General features: G+C 72.6%; 13 protein-coding genes. 8 read left to right on the top strand and 5 right to left on the bottom strand.

Going from position 1 to position 14,965, the window contains the following annotated elements:
• From QZX64_RS15950 to uvrB, 4 genes are all read right to left on the bottom strand, one after another.
• Positions 1-348 (bottom strand): hypothetical protein (locus QZX64_RS15950; RefSeq protein ID WP_295661752.1); only part of this gene is annotated, 348 nt, incomplete at its 3' end.
• Positions 345-902 carry a hemerythrin domain-containing protein gene (locus tag QZX64_RS15945; RefSeq protein ID WP_295661750.1) on the bottom strand — a complete coding sequence of 186 codons (558 nt, stop codon included), beginning with the start codon at positions 900-902 and terminating at the stop codon, positions 345-347. The genes QZX64_RS15950 and QZX64_RS15945, both read right to left, overlap by 4 nt.
• 65 nt (positions 903-967) lie before the next feature.
• Complete coding sequence (locus QZX64_RS15940) at positions 968-1,423, bottom strand: VOC family protein (RefSeq protein WP_366558563.1); 456 nt, start codon at positions 1,421-1,423, stop codon at positions 968-970.
• Positions 1,424-1,562: 139 nt separating this feature from the next.
• Entirely contained in the window at positions 1,563-3,686 is a 2,124-nt protein-coding gene (gene uvrB / locus QZX64_RS15935) for an excinuclease ABC subunit UvrB (RefSeq protein WP_295661744.1), read from the bottom strand.
• A 52-nt stretch (positions 3,687-3,738) separates the two neighbouring features.
• On the opposite strand from uvrB, the gene QZX64_RS15930 reads away from it, so the two are divergent.
• Together QZX64_RS15930 and QZX64_RS15925 are read left to right on the top strand one after the other, a co-directional pair.
• The gene (locus tag QZX64_RS15930) at positions 3,739-5,565 is read left to right on the top strand and encodes an amylosucrase (protein ID WP_295661741.1); all 1,827 of its coding nucleotides are present in this window, start codon (positions 3,739-3,741) and stop codon (positions 5,563-5,565) included.
• A 9-nt stretch (positions 5,566-5,574) separates the two neighbouring features.
• Positions 5,575-6,834 (top strand): phosphatidylserine/phosphatidylglycerophosphate/cardiolipin synthase family protein, encoded by a 1,260-nt coding sequence (locus QZX64_RS15925; protein WP_295661738.1) that lies wholly within the window; start codon positions 5,575-5,577, stop codon positions 6,832-6,834.
• A gap of 360 nt (positions 6,835-7,194) precedes the next feature.
• Here QZX64_RS15925 and QZX64_RS15920 read toward each other — a convergent pair whose 3' ends face one another.
• Positions 7,195-8,133 carry a DNA-3-methyladenine glycosylase gene (locus tag QZX64_RS15920; protein ID WP_295661735.1) on the bottom strand — a complete coding sequence of 313 codons (939 nt, stop codon included), beginning with the start codon at positions 8,131-8,133 and terminating at the stop codon, positions 7,195-7,197.
• A gap of 51 nt (positions 8,134-8,184) precedes the next feature.
• On the opposite strand from QZX64_RS15920, the gene kynA reads away from it, so the two are divergent.
• From kynA to QZX64_RS15890, 6 genes are all read left to right on the top strand, one after another.
• Positions 8,185-9,039, top strand: coding sequence for a tryptophan 2,3-dioxygenase (kynA, locus tag QZX64_RS15915; protein WP_295661732.1), 855 nt, complete (start codon positions 8,185-8,187; stop codon positions 9,037-9,039).
• Between the two features lie 41 nt (positions 9,040-9,080).
• Positions 9,081-10,592, top strand: a complete 1,512-nt coding sequence (locus tag QZX64_RS15910; protein WP_295661729.1) for an ATP-dependent DNA ligase — start codon at positions 9,081-9,083, stop codon at positions 10,590-10,592.
• A 52-nt stretch (positions 10,593-10,644) separates the two neighbouring features.
• Complete coding sequence (locus QZX64_RS15905; protein WP_295661726.1) at positions 10,645-11,142, top strand: 2Fe-2S iron-sulfur cluster-binding protein; 498 nt, start codon at positions 10,645-10,647, stop codon at positions 11,140-11,142.
• Complete coding sequence (locus tag QZX64_RS15900) at positions 11,139-12,110, top strand: xanthine dehydrogenase family protein subunit M (RefSeq protein WP_295661723.1); 972 nt, start codon at positions 11,139-11,141, stop codon at positions 12,108-12,110. Before QZX64_RS15905 ends, QZX64_RS15900 begins: the two co-directional genes overlap by 4 nt.
• Entirely contained in the window at positions 12,107-14,212 is a 2,106-nt protein-coding gene (locus QZX64_RS15895) for a xanthine dehydrogenase family protein molybdopterin-binding subunit (protein WP_295661720.1), read from the top strand. Before QZX64_RS15900 ends, QZX64_RS15895 begins: the two co-directional genes overlap by 4 nt.
• A 157-nt stretch (positions 14,213-14,369) precedes the next feature.
• A partial coding sequence (locus tag QZX64_RS15890) for a bifunctional 2-polyprenyl-6-hydroxyphenol methylase/3-demethylubiquinol 3-O-methyltransferase UbiG (RefSeq protein ID WP_295661717.1) occupies positions 14,370-14,965 on the top strand: 596 nt, incomplete at its 3' end.

Raw genomic sequence — 14,965 nt, 5'->3', positions numbered from 1 at the left:
CTGCTGCTCGAGGTCGCGAAACGCCGACCAGTAGCCGTCGTCGTAGTCCTCCACGATCTGGAAGGTCCACCGCCCGTGGATGACGTTGCGGCCCACCAGCTCGCGCTCCAGGCGGTCGGCGAGGTCGTCGTGCCCCGCGTCCCGGAACAGGTCGACGGCGTCGCCGAGCATCAGGTCGGCGGTGCCGGTGCGCCGGTGGAAGGTGTACAGGTGGCCGCGCGCCTCCTCGACGGCCTCGAGGGCCTCGGAGAGCTTGCCGAGCGCCTCGACGGTCGTGTCGGAGACACCGTCGGGGCGCTGGTGCTCGGGGCGCTGGCTGTCGAGGCGCTGGGTCTCGGCGTCGCTCACTCCTCGTCCTCCTCGTCGTCGAGGACACCCTCCGAACGCGCCTCCTCCACGAGTCGGCGCACGTTGTCGATCGACCCGCAGTCCTCCTCGATCTGCGCGTTGCGGACCCTGGCGAACGCCTCGCCCAGGGTGTCGCGCACCTGCGGGGAGACGTCCTCCCGAGCCGGGTTGAGGATGGTGAGCTCTTCCTCGGTGATGTGGTGGTTGAGCTTCTGGGCGAACTCCTCGACCGCGTCGTCGAACGCCTCGGTGTCGGTGCCCCTCAGCTCCAGGAGCGCCAGCAGGGCCTCGTTGCCCTCGGCGTGCTCCTCCTCGCCGTGCTCGGCCTCGTGCTCGCCGATGGCCTGCTTCTTGCGGAGGTTCGGGTAGACCTCCCGCTCCTCGGCCACGGCATGGGCGACGTGCAGGGTGGCCAGCGCCTGGCGTACGGCGTCGCGGTCGGAGGTGCTGTCACGCAGGTCGCGCAGGAGGGCCTCGAAGCGCCGGTGGTCCTCGAGGATCAGCCCGACCACGTCGCCGGAGACCGGCCTGCCAAGATCGATGGGGGTGCTCATTCCTCCACCCTAGGCGGGCCTGCGATGCGTCCCTACGCTCGAACCGGTGAGGTCGGCGGGGTCGCTCAGTCGAGGCAGAACTCGTTGCCCTCGGGGTCGGCCATCACGATGTGGCCGGTGGTCATGGGCGGCGCCGGCTCGTGGCGGTCGAGCCGGGCAGCGCCGCGCGCCACCAGGCGCTCGCACTCGGCCTCCAGCGCCGCCATCCGCGCCTCGCCCTCGAGACCGGGTGCGGCCCGGACGTCGAGGTGCACGCGGTTCTTGCCGGCCTTGGCCTCGGGCACCTGCTGGAAGAAGATGCGCGGCCCGGCGCCGTCTGGATGGTGGATCGCGCTGGCGGAGTTGCGCGCCTGGGGCGGCACCCCGAAGGCCTCGAGCGCCTCCTCCCACGTCTCGAACCCCGCTGGTGGGTCGTCGTTGACGTAGCCCAGGGCGTGAGCCCAGAAGATCGACAGCGACTTCGGGTCGGCGGCGTCGAAGGTCACCTGCACCACCCGCGCGGGCGCCGACGGCTCGCGCACCCAGCTCGTCGGGTCGCCGCCGCCCCTCACTTCGTCGCCGCCGCTCACTTCGTCGCCGCCGCTCGCTGCGCTCGCGGTGCTCGCGGTGCTCCTCGCTCGTCGGAACCGCTCGACCTCGTTCCTCGGCCGGCGTTCCTCCTCACTTCGTCGCCTCCATCATCTGCCGCAGCTCCTTCTTGAGCTCCGAGATCTCGTCACGCAGCCGCGCGGCCACCTCGAACTGCAGCTCCCCCGCGGCGTTCCTCATCTGCTCGGTGAGCGTCTGGATCAGCTCGGCCAGGTCGGTGCTGGGGATGCCTGCGGTGTCGGGGAGGTCCTGGTGCATCTTGGACAGGGCCGGCACGGGCTGCTTGCCCGGCTTGGCACCACCGGCTCGCCCCTTGACCCCGGCGTCGGCCCAGGTCTGGAGCAGCGCCTGGGTGTTCTCGTCCTCGCGGGCGAGCATCTCGGTGATGTCGGCGATCTTCTTGCGCAGCGGCGTGGGGTCGATGCCGTGCTCGGTGTTGTAGGCGACCTGGATCGCGCGTCGACGGTTGGTCTCGTCGATCGCCTTCTCCATGGAGGGCGTGATCTTGTCGGCGTACATGTGCACCTGGCCCGACACGTTGCGCGCGGCACGACCGATCGTCTGGATGAGCGACTTGTCGGAGCGCAGGAACCCCTCCTTGTCGGCGTCCAGGATCGAGACCAGCGACACCTCGGGCAGGTCGAGCCCCTCGCGGAGGAGGTTGATGCCGACCAGGACGTCGTACTCGCCGAGACGCAGGTCGCGCAGCAGCTCGATGCGCTTGAGGGTGTCGACCTCGGAGTGGAGGTAGCGGGTGCGGATGCCGGCGTCGAGGAGGTAGTCGGTGAGGTCCTCCGACATCTTCTTGGTCAGCGTCGTGACGAGCACGCGCTCGGACTTCTCGGCGCGGGTGCGGATCTCGTGGATCAGGTCGTCGATCTGGCCCTTGGTCGGCTTGATGACGACCTCGGGGTCGATCAGCCCGGTCGGGCGGATGATCTGCTGGACGGTGTCGTTGTCGACCTTGTCGAGCTCGTAGCCGCCCGGCGTCGCCGAGAGGTAGATCGTCTGGCCGATCCGGTCGAGGAACTCCTCCCACTTCAGCGGCCGGTTGTCCATGGCGCTGGGCAGCCGGAAGCCGTGGTCGACGAGGTTGCGCTTGCGCGACATGTCGCCCTCGTACATCCCGCCGATCTGCGGCACCGCGACGTGGGACTCGTCGACGACGAGGAGGAAGTCCTCGGGGAAGTAGTCGAGGAGGCAGTTGGGCGCCGAGCCGCGGCTGCGGCCGTCGATGTGCATCGAGTAGTTCTCGATGCCCGAGCAGGACCCGACCTGCCGCATCATCTCCACGTCGTAGGTGGTGCGCATGCGCAGGCGCTGCGCCTCGAGCAGCTTGCCCTGCCGCTCGAAGGTCGCCAGCTGGTCCTCCAGCTCCAGCTCGATGCCCTTGATCGCCCGCTCCATGCGCTCGGGACCGGCGACGTAGTGGGTCGCGGGGAAGATGTGGAGCTCGTTGTCGTCGGTGACGACCTCGCCGGTGATCGGGTGCAGCGTCATCAGCCGCTCGATCTCGTCACCGAAGAACTCGATGCGGACCGCGTGCTCCTCGTAGACCGGGAACACCTCGAGGGTGTCGCCGCGCACTCGGAACGTGCCGCGGGTGAAGGCCATGTCGTTGCGGGTGTACTGGATCTCCACGAGGCGCCGCAGCATCGAGTCGCGGTCGTGCTCCTCGCCCACCTTCAGGCGCAGCATGCGGTCGACGTACTCCTGCGGGGTGCCGAGGCCGTAGATGCAGGAGACGGTGGAGACCACGATGACGTCGCGCCGGGTCAGCAGCGAGTTGGTGGCCGAGTGCCGCAGCCGCTCGACCTCCTCGTTGATCGAGGAGTCCTTCTCGATGTAGGTGTCGGTCTGCGGGACGTAGGCCTCGGGCTGGTAGTAGTCGTAGTAGCTGACGAAGTACTCGATGGCGTTGTCGGGGAACAGCTGGCGGAGCTCGTTGGCGAACTGCGCGGCGAGCGTCTTGTTGGGCTGGAGCACGAGCACGGGCCGCTGCACCTGCTCGGCCACCCACGCCACGGTGGCTGTCTTGCCGGTGCCCGTGGCGCCGAGCAGCACGACGTCCTGCTCACCGCCGCGGATGCGCTCGGTGATCTCCTTGATCGCCTCCGGCTGGTCGCCCGAGGGGCTGTAGTCGGAGACGACCGTGAGCGGCGCCACACGGCGCTCGAGATCGGTGACTGGTCGCATGCTGGAAGCCTAGACGGGGCCACCGACAGTCCCGATTTGGTTCACTGGCCCCGTGGACCCCGACGCCAGTATCGACGCCAGGATCGACGACCTGCACCTCGACCTCCTCGCCTGCCTGAGCCGGGTGTACGGCGCCGCCGCGGCCCCCGCGGTGGCCGACCGGCTGGTCGCGCTGGCGCGCCGGACGCACGCCGCACGGCCGGCCGACCTGCGCGCCCTCGACGAGCGCCGGCTGGCCGCGCCCGACTGGTTCCAGCGGCCCGGCATGCTGGGCTACGCGGCCTACGCCGACCGCTTCGGCGGCACCCTCGCCGGTGTCGGCGAGCGCGCGGCGTACCTGCGCGACCTGGGCGTCGGCTACCTGCACCTGATGCCGCTGCTGAGGCCCCGGCCAGACCCCAACGACGGCGGGTACGCGGTCATGGACTACCGCTCGGTGCGCCCCGACCTCGGCACCACCGACGACCTGCGCGCGCTCACCACGGCGCTGCGCGAGCACGGCATCAGCCTGTGCCTGGACCTCGTGCTCAACCACGTCGCACGCGAGCACGCCTGGGCGGTCGCGGCCCGCGCGGGCGAGCAGCGCTACCGCGACTACTTCTACGTGTTCCCCGACCGCGAGATGCCCGACGCCTTCGAGGCGACGCTGCCCGAGGTCTTCCCCGACCTCGCCCCCGGCAGCTTCACCCACGACGACGCTGTCGGCGGCTGGGTGTGGACGACGTTCAACGACTACCAGTGGGACGTCAACTGGGCGAACCCCGACGTCCTGTGCGAGTACGCCGAGGTCGTCTGCTTCCTGGCCAACCTCGGCGTGGAGGTGCTCCGCCTGGACGCGATCGCCTTCCTGTGGAAGCGGCTGGGCACCGACTCCCAGAACCAGCCCGAGGTGCACGACCTGACCCGGGCGCTGCGCATCGTCGCGCGCATCGCCTGCCCCGCCCTGCTCTTCAAGGCGGAGGCCATCGTGGGGCCGACGCAGCTGCCGGCGTACCTCGGTGTCGGGGAGCACGCGGGCCGGGTCAGCGACCTCGCCTACCACAACTCGCTGATGGTGCAGGTGTGGTCGATGCTGGCCTCCGGCGAGGTGGGGCTGGCGACGCTGGCGCTGCAGCAGCTGCCCCAGCCACCGGCCACCACCGCCTGGGTCACCTACCTGCGCTGCCACGACGACATCGGCTGGGCGATCGACGACACCGACGCGTGGCGGGCCGGGCTGGACGGTGCGGCGCACCGGCGGTTCCTCTCCGACTGGTACGCCGGCTCCTTCCCCGGCTCGTGGGCCCGGGGGCTGGTGTTCGAGGAGAACGCCGCCACCGGCGACCGGCGCATCTCGGGCTCGCTGGCGTCGCTGGCCGGGCTCGAGGCGGGCGATCCGCACGCCGTCGACCGCATCCTGCTCGCGCACGCGGTGGTGCTCGCCTTCGGCGGGCTGCCGGTGCTGTGGATGGGCGACGAGCTGGGCCTGCCGAACGACCCGCACTGGGCCGAGGACCCGGCGCACGCCCCCGACAACCGCTGGGTGCACCGGCCGGTGATGCCGTGGCCGGCGACCGACCCGCACGGCGTCCGCGCCCGCCTCCGGCACCTGGTCGAGACCCGGGGCTCGCTCCCCCACCTGCACGCCGCCACCCCGACCGAGGTGTGGGACCCCCGCGACCCCGGCGTCCTGCTCGTCGTACGCCGTCACGCCACGGGTCCGCTGCTGGCTGCGTTCAACATGACCGACCAGCCGCGCCGCGTCGACGCCGACGTGCTCCACTGGCTCGGCCTGCACGTCCCCGGGCTGCGCGACGCCCTGACCGGTGCCGCGCCGCCGCTCGAGCACGGCTCGGTGCCGCTGGCGCCGTACAGCGCCGCCTGGCTGATGGCCCACTAGGTTGTCACCGTGAGACGACCGCCGACGCCCACGGAGCGCACGCTGAGGATCCTGCGGCGCACGCTCCTGACCTTCCTCGGGGTGCAGCTCGCGCTGGCGGTCGGCATGTCGCTGGTCGACTCCTACCGCCGCCGGGGCAAGAAGCCGAAGCCCTTCCCGACCACCGCGCCCACCACGGTCTCCATCGGTGACGGCACCGTCACGACGTACACCTTCGGCCGCGACCTGTACGACGACATGCTGGCCGCCATCGACGGTGCCCGCAGGCAGGTGCTGCTCGAGACCTACATCTGGAAGGGCGACGAGGTCGGCGAGGCGTTCAAGCGGGCTCTGGCCGCGGCGGCCGAGCGCGGCGTCGAGGTCTACGTGATCTACGACGGCTTCGCCAACCTCGTCGTCTCACCCCGCTTCAAGCACTTCCCGTCCTCGATCAGGGTGCTGCGCTACCCCGTCTACACCGCCGGGCTCAGGTTCTGGGAGCTGCGCCGCTACGGCCGCGACCACCGCAAGATCCTCGTCGTCGACGAGGAGGTCGGGTTCGTGGGCGGCTACAACATCGGCGCGCCGTACGCCACCGAGTGGCGCGACACCCACGTGCGGATCACCGGCGAGGGGGTGTGGGACCTCAAGCGCGCCTTCGCGGACATGTGGAACCTCAACCGGCGCCGGCTCATCGGCCACTCCTCGCGCCCGCTGCTGCTGGAGACGGCGTCGTCGTGGGAGTCCCGCATCCGCTTCACCCGCAACGTGCCGCGGCTGTGGATGTTCCCCATCCGGTCGATGTACCTCGACGCCATCAACCGGGCCACCAGCCGCATCTGGATGACCCACGCCTACTTCCTGCCCGACCAGGACCTGGTGGATGCGATCAAGGACGCCGCCCGGCGCGGGGTCGACGTGCGCCTGCTGCTGCCGCTGAAGTCCAACCACATCGTGGCCGACTGGATCTCCCGCGGCTACTTCTCGCAGCTGCTCGGCGCCGGCGTGCGGATCTTCCGCTTCCGCGAGGCGATGGTGCACGCCAAGACCTCCACCATCGACGGCAGCTGGTCCACCGTCGGCACCGCCAACATCGACCGGCTGAGCCTCCAGGGCAACTACGAGATCAACGTCGAGATCATCGACCGCGGGATGGCCGACACCCTGGAGAAGATCTTCCTCACCGACCAGGACAACTGCCTCGAGCTCACGATCGGCGAGTGGGAGGCGCGCGACCTGCACCGCAAGTTCACCGAGAGCGTGCTGGCGCCGCTGCGCCCGCTCCTCTAACTCGTCCGTTCCGCGGTGGTCCGGTAGCGAGCGCCCGGCCTCTCGGTGGTCGAGTAGCGAGCGCCGGCCGCTCGACGGTCGAGTAGCCACCGCCCTCTTCTCGACGGTCGAGTAGCGAGCGCCAGCCTCTCGGTGGTCGTATCGAGACCCACTGACTCACCGGCGGTCTCGATACACCCTGCTCGTCCCTCGCAGGGCACTCGACCACCGAACCAACCCCGCGAGGCCGGTGCAGCCGGGCCACCGCCCCCCGCTCGACGGTCGAGTAGCGAGCGCCAGCGAGCGTATCGAGACCCACTGACTCACCGGCGGTCGAACCCCGCGAGGCACTCGACCTCCGAAGCATCCCGCGGATACCTCTCAGCGACCCGGGGTCCGCCCGGGGAGGTGCGTGCGCGGCGCCATCCGGGCGCCGTGGCGTGGGCGTCGCAGCCGGACCGCCGCCAGCAGGGCCGGCACCCGGCCACGGTGGGGGCGCCACGGCTCGAGGAACTCCGCCATCTCCGCGTCGTCGAACTCCACGCCCGTCAGCGCGTGACCGACGTCCCTGGCGACGTGGTAGTCGCCGAAGCTGACGGCGTCCGCGTCGCCGAGCGCCCGCTGCCGCACCTCGGCGCTGGTCCACACCCCGACCCCCGGCAGCGACCGCATGCGTACGTCGGCCTCCTCGACCGGCAGCGCCGACAGCCGCTCAAGCGACTCGGCCACCCGGGCTGCCTGCACGATCGTGCGCGACCGGGCGCCGTCGACGTGCGCCCTGAGCCACTCCCAGCTCGGGATGCCGCGCAGCACCTCGGCGGTCGGCTGCAGCCTCAGGCCGAGGTCGGGGCCGGGGCCCGGAGCCGGCTCGCCGAAGCGCTGGACCAGGGCCCGGAAGCCCGCGAAGGCCTCCTGGCCGGTCACCTTCTGCTCGATGACCGAGGGCAGGAGCGCCTCCATCACCCGCCCGCTGCGTCCCAGCCGCCAGTGCGGGTGCCGGCGCCACGCCTCGGCCACCACGGGGTGCCGCGGGTCGAAGCCGCTCACGTCGTCGTCGGCACCCAGCATGGCCGGCACCGCCCCGAGCGCCCACGCCGCGCCGGGGCCCCACGCCTCGGCGTACACCTCGGCGGCGGCGGGGCGCACCTCGACGCACAGCGTGGCCGGGCCGTCGGGGGTGCCGATGCCGCGCCAGTGCCGGCCCGCGGGGTCGATGCGGTACGTCGGGTCGAGCGGCCCCCGGCGCTGCTGGCGCAGGATCGAGCCGCCCGGGCACGGCCAGTCCGGGCGCCAGGTGCGCTGCAGGGGGCCGGTCGTCACCGGTCCACAGTAGTTGCGCGCCGGGCCCGCAGGCGGCGGTACCGTGCGCGCATGAGTGATGCGAGGAGCAGGCGCGACCTGGAGGAGGGCATCCAGCGCGACTTCAGCCGGGACATGTCCTACGGGGACTACCTGCAGCTCGACACGCTGCTCTCCGCGCAGGTGCCGCAGTCCGACCCCCAGCAGCACGACGAGCTGCTGTTCATCGTCCAGCACCAGACCTCCGAGCTCTGGCTCAAGCTGATGATCCACGAGCTGCGCTCGGCCCGGTCGCTGATCGGCACCGACGACCTCGCCCCCGCCCTCAAGCGGCTGGCCCGCGTCAAGCACATCCAGCTCACGATGACCCACCAGTGGTCGGTGCTCGCGACGCTGACCCCCAGCGAGTACGCCGAGATCCGGCCGTTCCTCGCCTCGTCCTCGGGGTTCCAGTCGGCGCAGTACCGCGAGGTCGAGTTCCTGCTCGGCAACAAGAACGCCGAGATGGTGAAGGTCTTCGGGCACGAGCCCGCCGCCCAGGCGGCGCTGCAGACGCTGCTGGAGGAGCCGTCCCTCTACGACGAGTACCTGCGCTACCTCGCCCGGCACGGGTACGCCGTCCCCGCGGAGCTGCTCGACCGCGACTGGTCGCAGCCCTACCGCATCAACGAGGCCCTGGTCGACGTCTTCGCCGACGTCTACGCCGCCCCCTCCGAGCACTGGGGCGTCTACGAGACCTGCGAGGAGCTCGTCGACGTCGAGGACAACTTCCAGAACTGGCGCTTCCGCCACCTCCAGGTGGTCTCGCGGACCATCGGCCACAAGATCGGCACCGGCGGCTCGTCGGGCGTCGACTTCCTGCGCCGCGCGCTCGACCTCACCTTCTTCCCCGAGCTGTTCGAGGTGCGGGCCCGCGTCGGCGGCTGAGGAGCTACCCGCTGTCGGCTCCGGCCGCTTGAATGGGGGCCATGCTGCTCCACGACGTCGTCGAGACCTCCCGCACCGTGGGCGCCACGCGCTCCCGCAAGGCGAAGGTCGAGGCGCTGGCGGCCACGCTGGCGCGGGTGGACCACGACGACCCCGACGAGGTCGAGACGGTGGCGGCCTACCTCGCCGGCAGCCTGCGCCAACGGCGCACCGGGCTGGGCTGGCGCGGGCTCGCGTCGCTGCCCGCCCCGGCCGAGGAGCCGAGGCTGACCGTGGGCGAGGTGCACCGGGCCTTCGACCGGATCTCCGTGATCGCGGGCCCGGGCTCCCAGGGCGCCCGGGCCGCCGCCGTGGCCGACCTCTTCGGCCGCGCCACAGCCGACGAGCAGGCCTGGCTGCGCGCCCTGGTGACCGGTGAGGTGCGCCAGGGCGCCCTCGACGCGCTGCTCCAGGACGCGGTCGCCGCCGCGGCCGGCCTGCCCGCCCCCGTCGTGCGCCGCGCGGCGATGATGGCCGGAGCGACCGTGCCGGTCGTGCGGGCCGCCCTCACCGGCGGCGCCGAGGCGCTCGAGGGGTTCGCCCTCACCGTCGGCCGCCCGGTGCTGCCGATGCTGGCCTCCAGCGCGCCCGACGTCGCGGCCGCCATGGAGAGGGCCGCGCCCGGCCGGCCCGTCGCGGTGGACACCAAGCTCGACGGCATCCGCATCCAGGTCCACCGCGCCGGCGACGAGGTGGTGGCCGTGACCCGCTCGCTCGACGACATCACCGCGCGCCTGCCCGAGGTGGTGGCGGTGGCCCGGTCGCTCCCCGCCGAGCGGTTCATCCTCGACGGCGAGGTGCTGCGCATCGACGAGCGGGGCCGCCCGCACGCCTTCCAGGACACCGCCTCCCGCACCGCCAGCAGCGAGGGCGCGGCCCTCACGCCGTACTTCTTCGACGTGCTCCACCTCGACGGCCGCGACCTCGTCGACGAGCCGCTCCGCACCCGGCTCGCGCTGCTCGACGCGCTGGTCCCGGGCGCGCACCGCATCCGCCGGCTCGTCACCGACGACGCCGACGCGGCGTCCACGTTCGTCGCCGGCGTGCTCGCCGACGGCCACGAGGGCGTGGTGGTCAAGGACCTCGACGCGCCGTACGACGCCGGTCGCCGCGGCTCCTCGTGGGTCAAGGTCAAGCCGGTGCACACCCTCGACCTGGTGGTGCTGGCCGTCGAGTGGGGCTCGGGCCGGCGGCAGGGCCGGCTCTCCAACATCCACCTCGGCGCGCGCGACCCGGAGTCCGGCGAGCTGGTGATGGTCGGCAAGACGTTCAAGGGCATGACCGACGAGATCCTCGCCTGGCAGACCGAGCGCTTCCTGGGGCTCGAGACCGGTCGCGAGGGGCACGTCGTGCACGTGCGGCCCGAGCAGGTGGTCGAGATCGCGCTCGACGGCACCCAGCGCTCCACCCGCTACCCCGGCGGCGTCGCGCTGCGCTTCGCCCGGGTCGTGCGCTACCGCGACGACAAGTCCGCCGCGGAGGCCGACACGATCGAGACCGTGCGCAGCCTGTAGATCTCCCGGAAGCCGATCCGAGTAGAGAGGCGATGCACGGGCACCGTGGGGCATGCCCCGGATCTCCTTGACCGTCGACGGCTCGCCGGTCTCCGGCGACGTCGACGTCCGCGCCACGCTGCTCGACGCGCTCCGTGAGCGCTTCGACGTCACCACGCCCAAGAAGGGCTGCGACCACGGCCAGTGCGGCGCGTGCACCGTGCTGCTCGACGGCCGACGACACCTGACCTGCCTCAGCCTCGCCGTCGCCCACGACGGCGCCGAGGTCGTCACCGCCGCCGGCCTCGGGGAGGGCGACGAGCTGCACCCGGTCGCGCAGGCGTTCCTCGACCACGACGGCCTCCAGTGCGGCTACTGCACGCCGGGCCAGGTGTGCAGCGCCGTCGGCATGCTGGCCGAGGCCGACGGCACGCCGAGCCACGCCACCGACGACCTCGAGGCGGAGACCGAGCTCACCGACGAGGAGATCCGCGAGCGGATGAGCGGCAACCTGTGCCGGTGCGGTGCCTACCCCGGCATCCTCGCCGCGATCAAGGAGGTCGCTCGATGAGGCGCTTCGAGTACGCCCGCCCCCGCACCCCGCAGGAGGCCGTCGACCTCGTCGCCGGCAGCGACGACGCGGCGTTCCTGGCCGGCGGCAGCAACCTGGTGGACCACCTCAAGGTCGGCATCGCGAGTCCCGGCGTGCTCGTCGACGTGGGAGGCCTCGGCCTGGACCGCGTGGAGGAGACCGACGGCGGGCTGCGCATCGGCGCGGGGGTGCGCAACAGCGACCTGGCCGCCCACCCCGTCGTCCGCTCCCGGTACGCCGTGCTGGCCCGGTCGCTGCTGGCCGGCGCCTCGGCGCAGATCCGCCACCAGGCGACCACCGCCGGCAACCTCCTCCAGCGCACCCGCTGCGTCTACTTCTACGACGCCACCACGCCGTGCAACAAGCGCGAGCCGGGCACCGGCTGCTCGGCCGTCGACGGCTACCAGCGCTACAACGCCATCCTCGGCGCCTCGGCGGCCTGCGTGACCGTGCACCCCTCCGACCTGGCCGTGGGGCTGGCCGTCCTCGACGCCACCGTGGAGGTGCTGGGGCCCGACGGCGCCCGCACGCTCCCCCTGGCCGACCTGCACCGCCTCCCGGGCGACTCACCCGAGCAGGACACCACCCTCGCCCACGGCGAGCTGATCACCGCGGTCACCGTGCCCCGGCTGCCGGAGGGCGCGGTGTCGACCTACTACAAGGCCCGCGACCGGGCGTCGTACGCCTTCGCGCTGGTGTCGGTCGCCGCGGTCGTGGCCGGTGACGAGGTGCGCGTCGCCTGGGGCGGCGTCGCCCACCGGCCCTGGCGGGCCACGGTCCTCGAGGAGGCGTTGCGCGGCGGCCCGCTCGACGAGGAGACGGTCAGGGCCGCCTGCCTGGAGGAGCTGGCCCCCGCCACCACCGGCCCGGGCACCGCCTTCAAGCTCGAGATGGTCACCGGTGCCACGGCGATGGTGCTGACCGACCTGGCGGGGAGGGCCCGATGAGCGACGACCTCCGCATCAAGGAGATCGGCATGGAGCGCTCCCGGGTGGAGGGTGCGCTCAAGGTCACCGGCCGGGCGCCGTACGCCATGGAGCACGGCGCCGGCCACGGGGTCCAGGAGCCGCTGCACGCCTTTCTCGTCGGCTCCACCGTGTCGCGTGGCCGGGTCCTCGCGGTGCACGCCGACGAGGTGCGGGGCAGCGAGGACGTCGTGGCGGTGCTCGACCACACCAACGCCCCGCGACTGGCCGACACCGACGACGAGGAGTACGCCGTCCTCCAGGACGACGAGGTGCACTTCCGCGGCCAGGTGGTCGCCCTGGTGCTGGCCACCACCTCCGAGGCCGCCCGCGAGGGTGCCCGGCGGGTGCGGGTCGAGTACGCCGCGGAGCCCGGCGAGCACGTCTTCGACGAGGACTCCGAGGGCGACGAGCCCGAGAAGCTCAACGCCGGCCTGCCGCCGAGCGGCAGCACGGGCGAGCCGGACCTGGCGCTGGCCTCGGCGACCCACGTGCTCGACGAGACCTACCGCACGCCGTACATGCACAACAACCCGATGGAGCCGCACGCCACCACCGCGCTCTGGGACCTCGGGCCCGACGGCGCCGAGCTGCGCTGCTTCGACTCCACGCAGGCCGCCCACAGCGTCCGCTCGACACTGGCGCGGCTCTTCGGCATCGAGGCCGGCCGGGTGCACGTCGAGGCCTCGCACGTCGGCGGCGGGTTCGGCTCCAAGGGACTGCCGCACGCCCACAACGTCGTGGCGGTCCTGGCCGCGCGCTCGCAGCCCGGCCGCTGGGTGCGCCTGGCCGTCACCCGGCAGCAGATGTTCGCGCTCACCGGCTACCGCACCGCCACCATCTCCCGGTTCCGCCTCGGCGCCGGGCCCGACGGGGTGCTCGGCGTCATCTCCCACGACGTCGTGGAGCAGACCTCGCGCTGCAAGGAGTTCGCCGAGCAGACCGTCGCCCCGACCCGGCACGTGTACGCCGCCCCGAACCGCCGCACCTCCACCCGCCTGGTCCGGCTCGACGTGGCTGTCCCGTCGTGGATGCGGGCTCCCGGCGAGATGCCGGGCAGCTTCGCCCAGGAGGCCGCGATGGACGAGCTCGCCGACCTGGTCGGGCTGGACCCGATCGAGCTGCGGCGCCGCAACGAGCCCGAGGCCGACCCCGAGACCGGCAAGTCCTTCGGCGACCGGCGACTGCTGGAGTGCTTCGACCGGGGCGCCGAGCGGTTCGGCTGGTCCGAGCGCGGCCCGGCCCGGTCCCGCCTCGAGGGTGACTGGTACGTCGGCCTCGGCACGGCCGCCTCGGTCTACCCCGCCTACACGCAGCCGGGCAACCAGGCCCGGGTGCTGGCCGAGCCGGGCGGCTACCGCGTCGAGATCGGCGCCGTCGACATCGGCACCGGTGCCCGCACGGTGCTTCGCCAGATCGCCGCCGACGCGCTCGACGTGGACCTCGACGCGATCGACCTCCGGCTGGGCAGCAGTGACCTGCCCATCGCCTCGGTGGCCGGCGGGTCCTCGGGCACGAGCTCGTGGGGCTGGGCGATCGTCGCGGCGTCCCGGACCTTCCGCGCCCAGCACGGCACCTCCCCCGAGCCCGGCGACGAGTCAGTGGCCGGGCCTCCGAAGAAGCCGGTCGACGAGGACTACGCCCTGCACTCCTTCGGCGCGCAGTTCGTCGAGGCGCGGGTCAACCGCTTCACCGGCGAGGTGCGCGTCCCGCGGATGCTCGGGGTGTTCTCGGTGGGCAGGGTGGTCAATCCCAAGCTCGCCCGCAGCCAGCTGGTGGGCGGCATGACGATGGGCCTGTCGACGGCGCTGTTCGAGGAGTCGTGGCGCGACCCCCGCTTCGGTCACGTGGTCACCGACGACCTCGCGACCTACCACGTGGCCACGCACGCCGACGTCCGCGACATCGAGGCGGCGTGGCTGGACGAGTCCGACCACCGGGCCAACCCGATGGGGCTGCGCGGCATCGGCGAGATCGGCATCACCGGCGCCGGTGCGGCGGTGGCGTCCGCGGTGACCAACGCGACCGGAGTGCGCCAGCGGTCGATCCCGGTGACGCCGGACAAGGCTCTGGGCTGGGAGTGACGCACCGGCGCCGCCGTCCCCGCCGGGCAGCGCCCGGGTGCCGACCGGCGAATGCGATAAAGTCGCCGTCGCAGGGATGGCAGCGATCGGGGTGCTTCCTCACCGCTGGGGGACGTCGACTTAAGGGACGTGTGGGATGACCTCGCAGGATGGAGCCGTGGCGTCGGGATCGGCCCGCTCCGGCGCCGGACCCGGTGCGCACCCGGACGCCGACCGCGACCGCCACCTCAGCCGGATGCTCGCCGACCGGGTGATCGCCATCGCCAACCCCGAGACCGCGCTGGTCGTGGGCTGCGGCCGCGGCCTGCTCGTGCAGGCCCTCGCCGACAAGGGCGTGGACGCCCACGGCATCGACGAGTCCGACGACAAGGTCTCGGGAGCCCCGGTCGAGGTGCGCCCCCGGCTCGAGGTCGCCTCGGTGACCAAGCCGCTCGGCGCCCGGTACGGCGTCATCACCTGCCTGGACGTGCTGCCCGGCCTCGACCCGGCCGACGCCCAGGCCGGCATCGAGGCGGTGTGCGCGGCCACCGACCGCGTCGTGTTCGCCTCCGCGCCCGGCACCGGCTCCGCGCGGGCCAGCCTGTCCGCGCCGTCCGACTGGGTCGCCTCCTTCGCCGAGCGCGGCTTCTTCCGGCGTACCGACGTCGCCCTCGACTTCTGGTCACCCTGGACCGTGCTCTTCGAGCGGTCCGACATCCAGCCGCGCGACATCGTGCACCGCTACGAGACGACCCTGTCCTCCCTGGAGTCGGA

This window comes from uncultured Nocardioides sp., from assembly GCF_902805925.1.
In the GTDB taxonomy this organism is placed as follows: domain Bacteria; phylum Actinomycetota; class Actinomycetes; order Propionibacteriales; family Nocardioidaceae; genus Nocardioides.
The sequence above is the reverse complement of the archived record's forward strand: the minus strand, read 5'-3'. Positions and strand labels throughout refer to the sequence as shown.

Coding starts and splice junctions, on each gene's coding strand:
- QZX64_RS15900 (WP_295661723.1), top strand. CDS start 11,139: ATGAGGCGCTTCGAGTACGCCCGCCCCCGCACCCCGCAGGAGGCCGTC.
- QZX64_RS15945 (WP_295661750.1), bottom strand. CDS start 902: ATGAGCACCCCCATCGATCTTGGCAGGCCGGTCTCCGGCGACGTGGTC.
- QZX64_RS15895 (WP_295661720.1), top strand. CDS start 12,107: ATGAGCGACGACCTCCGCATCAAGGAGATCGGCATGGAGCGCTCCCGG.
- uvrB (WP_295661744.1), bottom strand. CDS start 3,686: ATGCGACCAGTCACCGATCTCGAGCGCCGTGTGGCGCCGCTCACGGTC.
- QZX64_RS15905 (WP_295661726.1), top strand. CDS start 10,645: ATGCCCCGGATCTCCTTGACCGTCGACGGCTCGCCGGTCTCCGGCGAC.
- QZX64_RS15910 (WP_295661729.1), top strand. CDS start 9,081: ATGCTGCTCCACGACGTCGTCGAGACCTCCCGCACCGTGGGCGCCACG.
- kynA (WP_295661732.1), top strand. CDS start 8,185: ATGAGTGATGCGAGGAGCAGGCGCGACCTGGAGGAGGGCATCCAGCGC.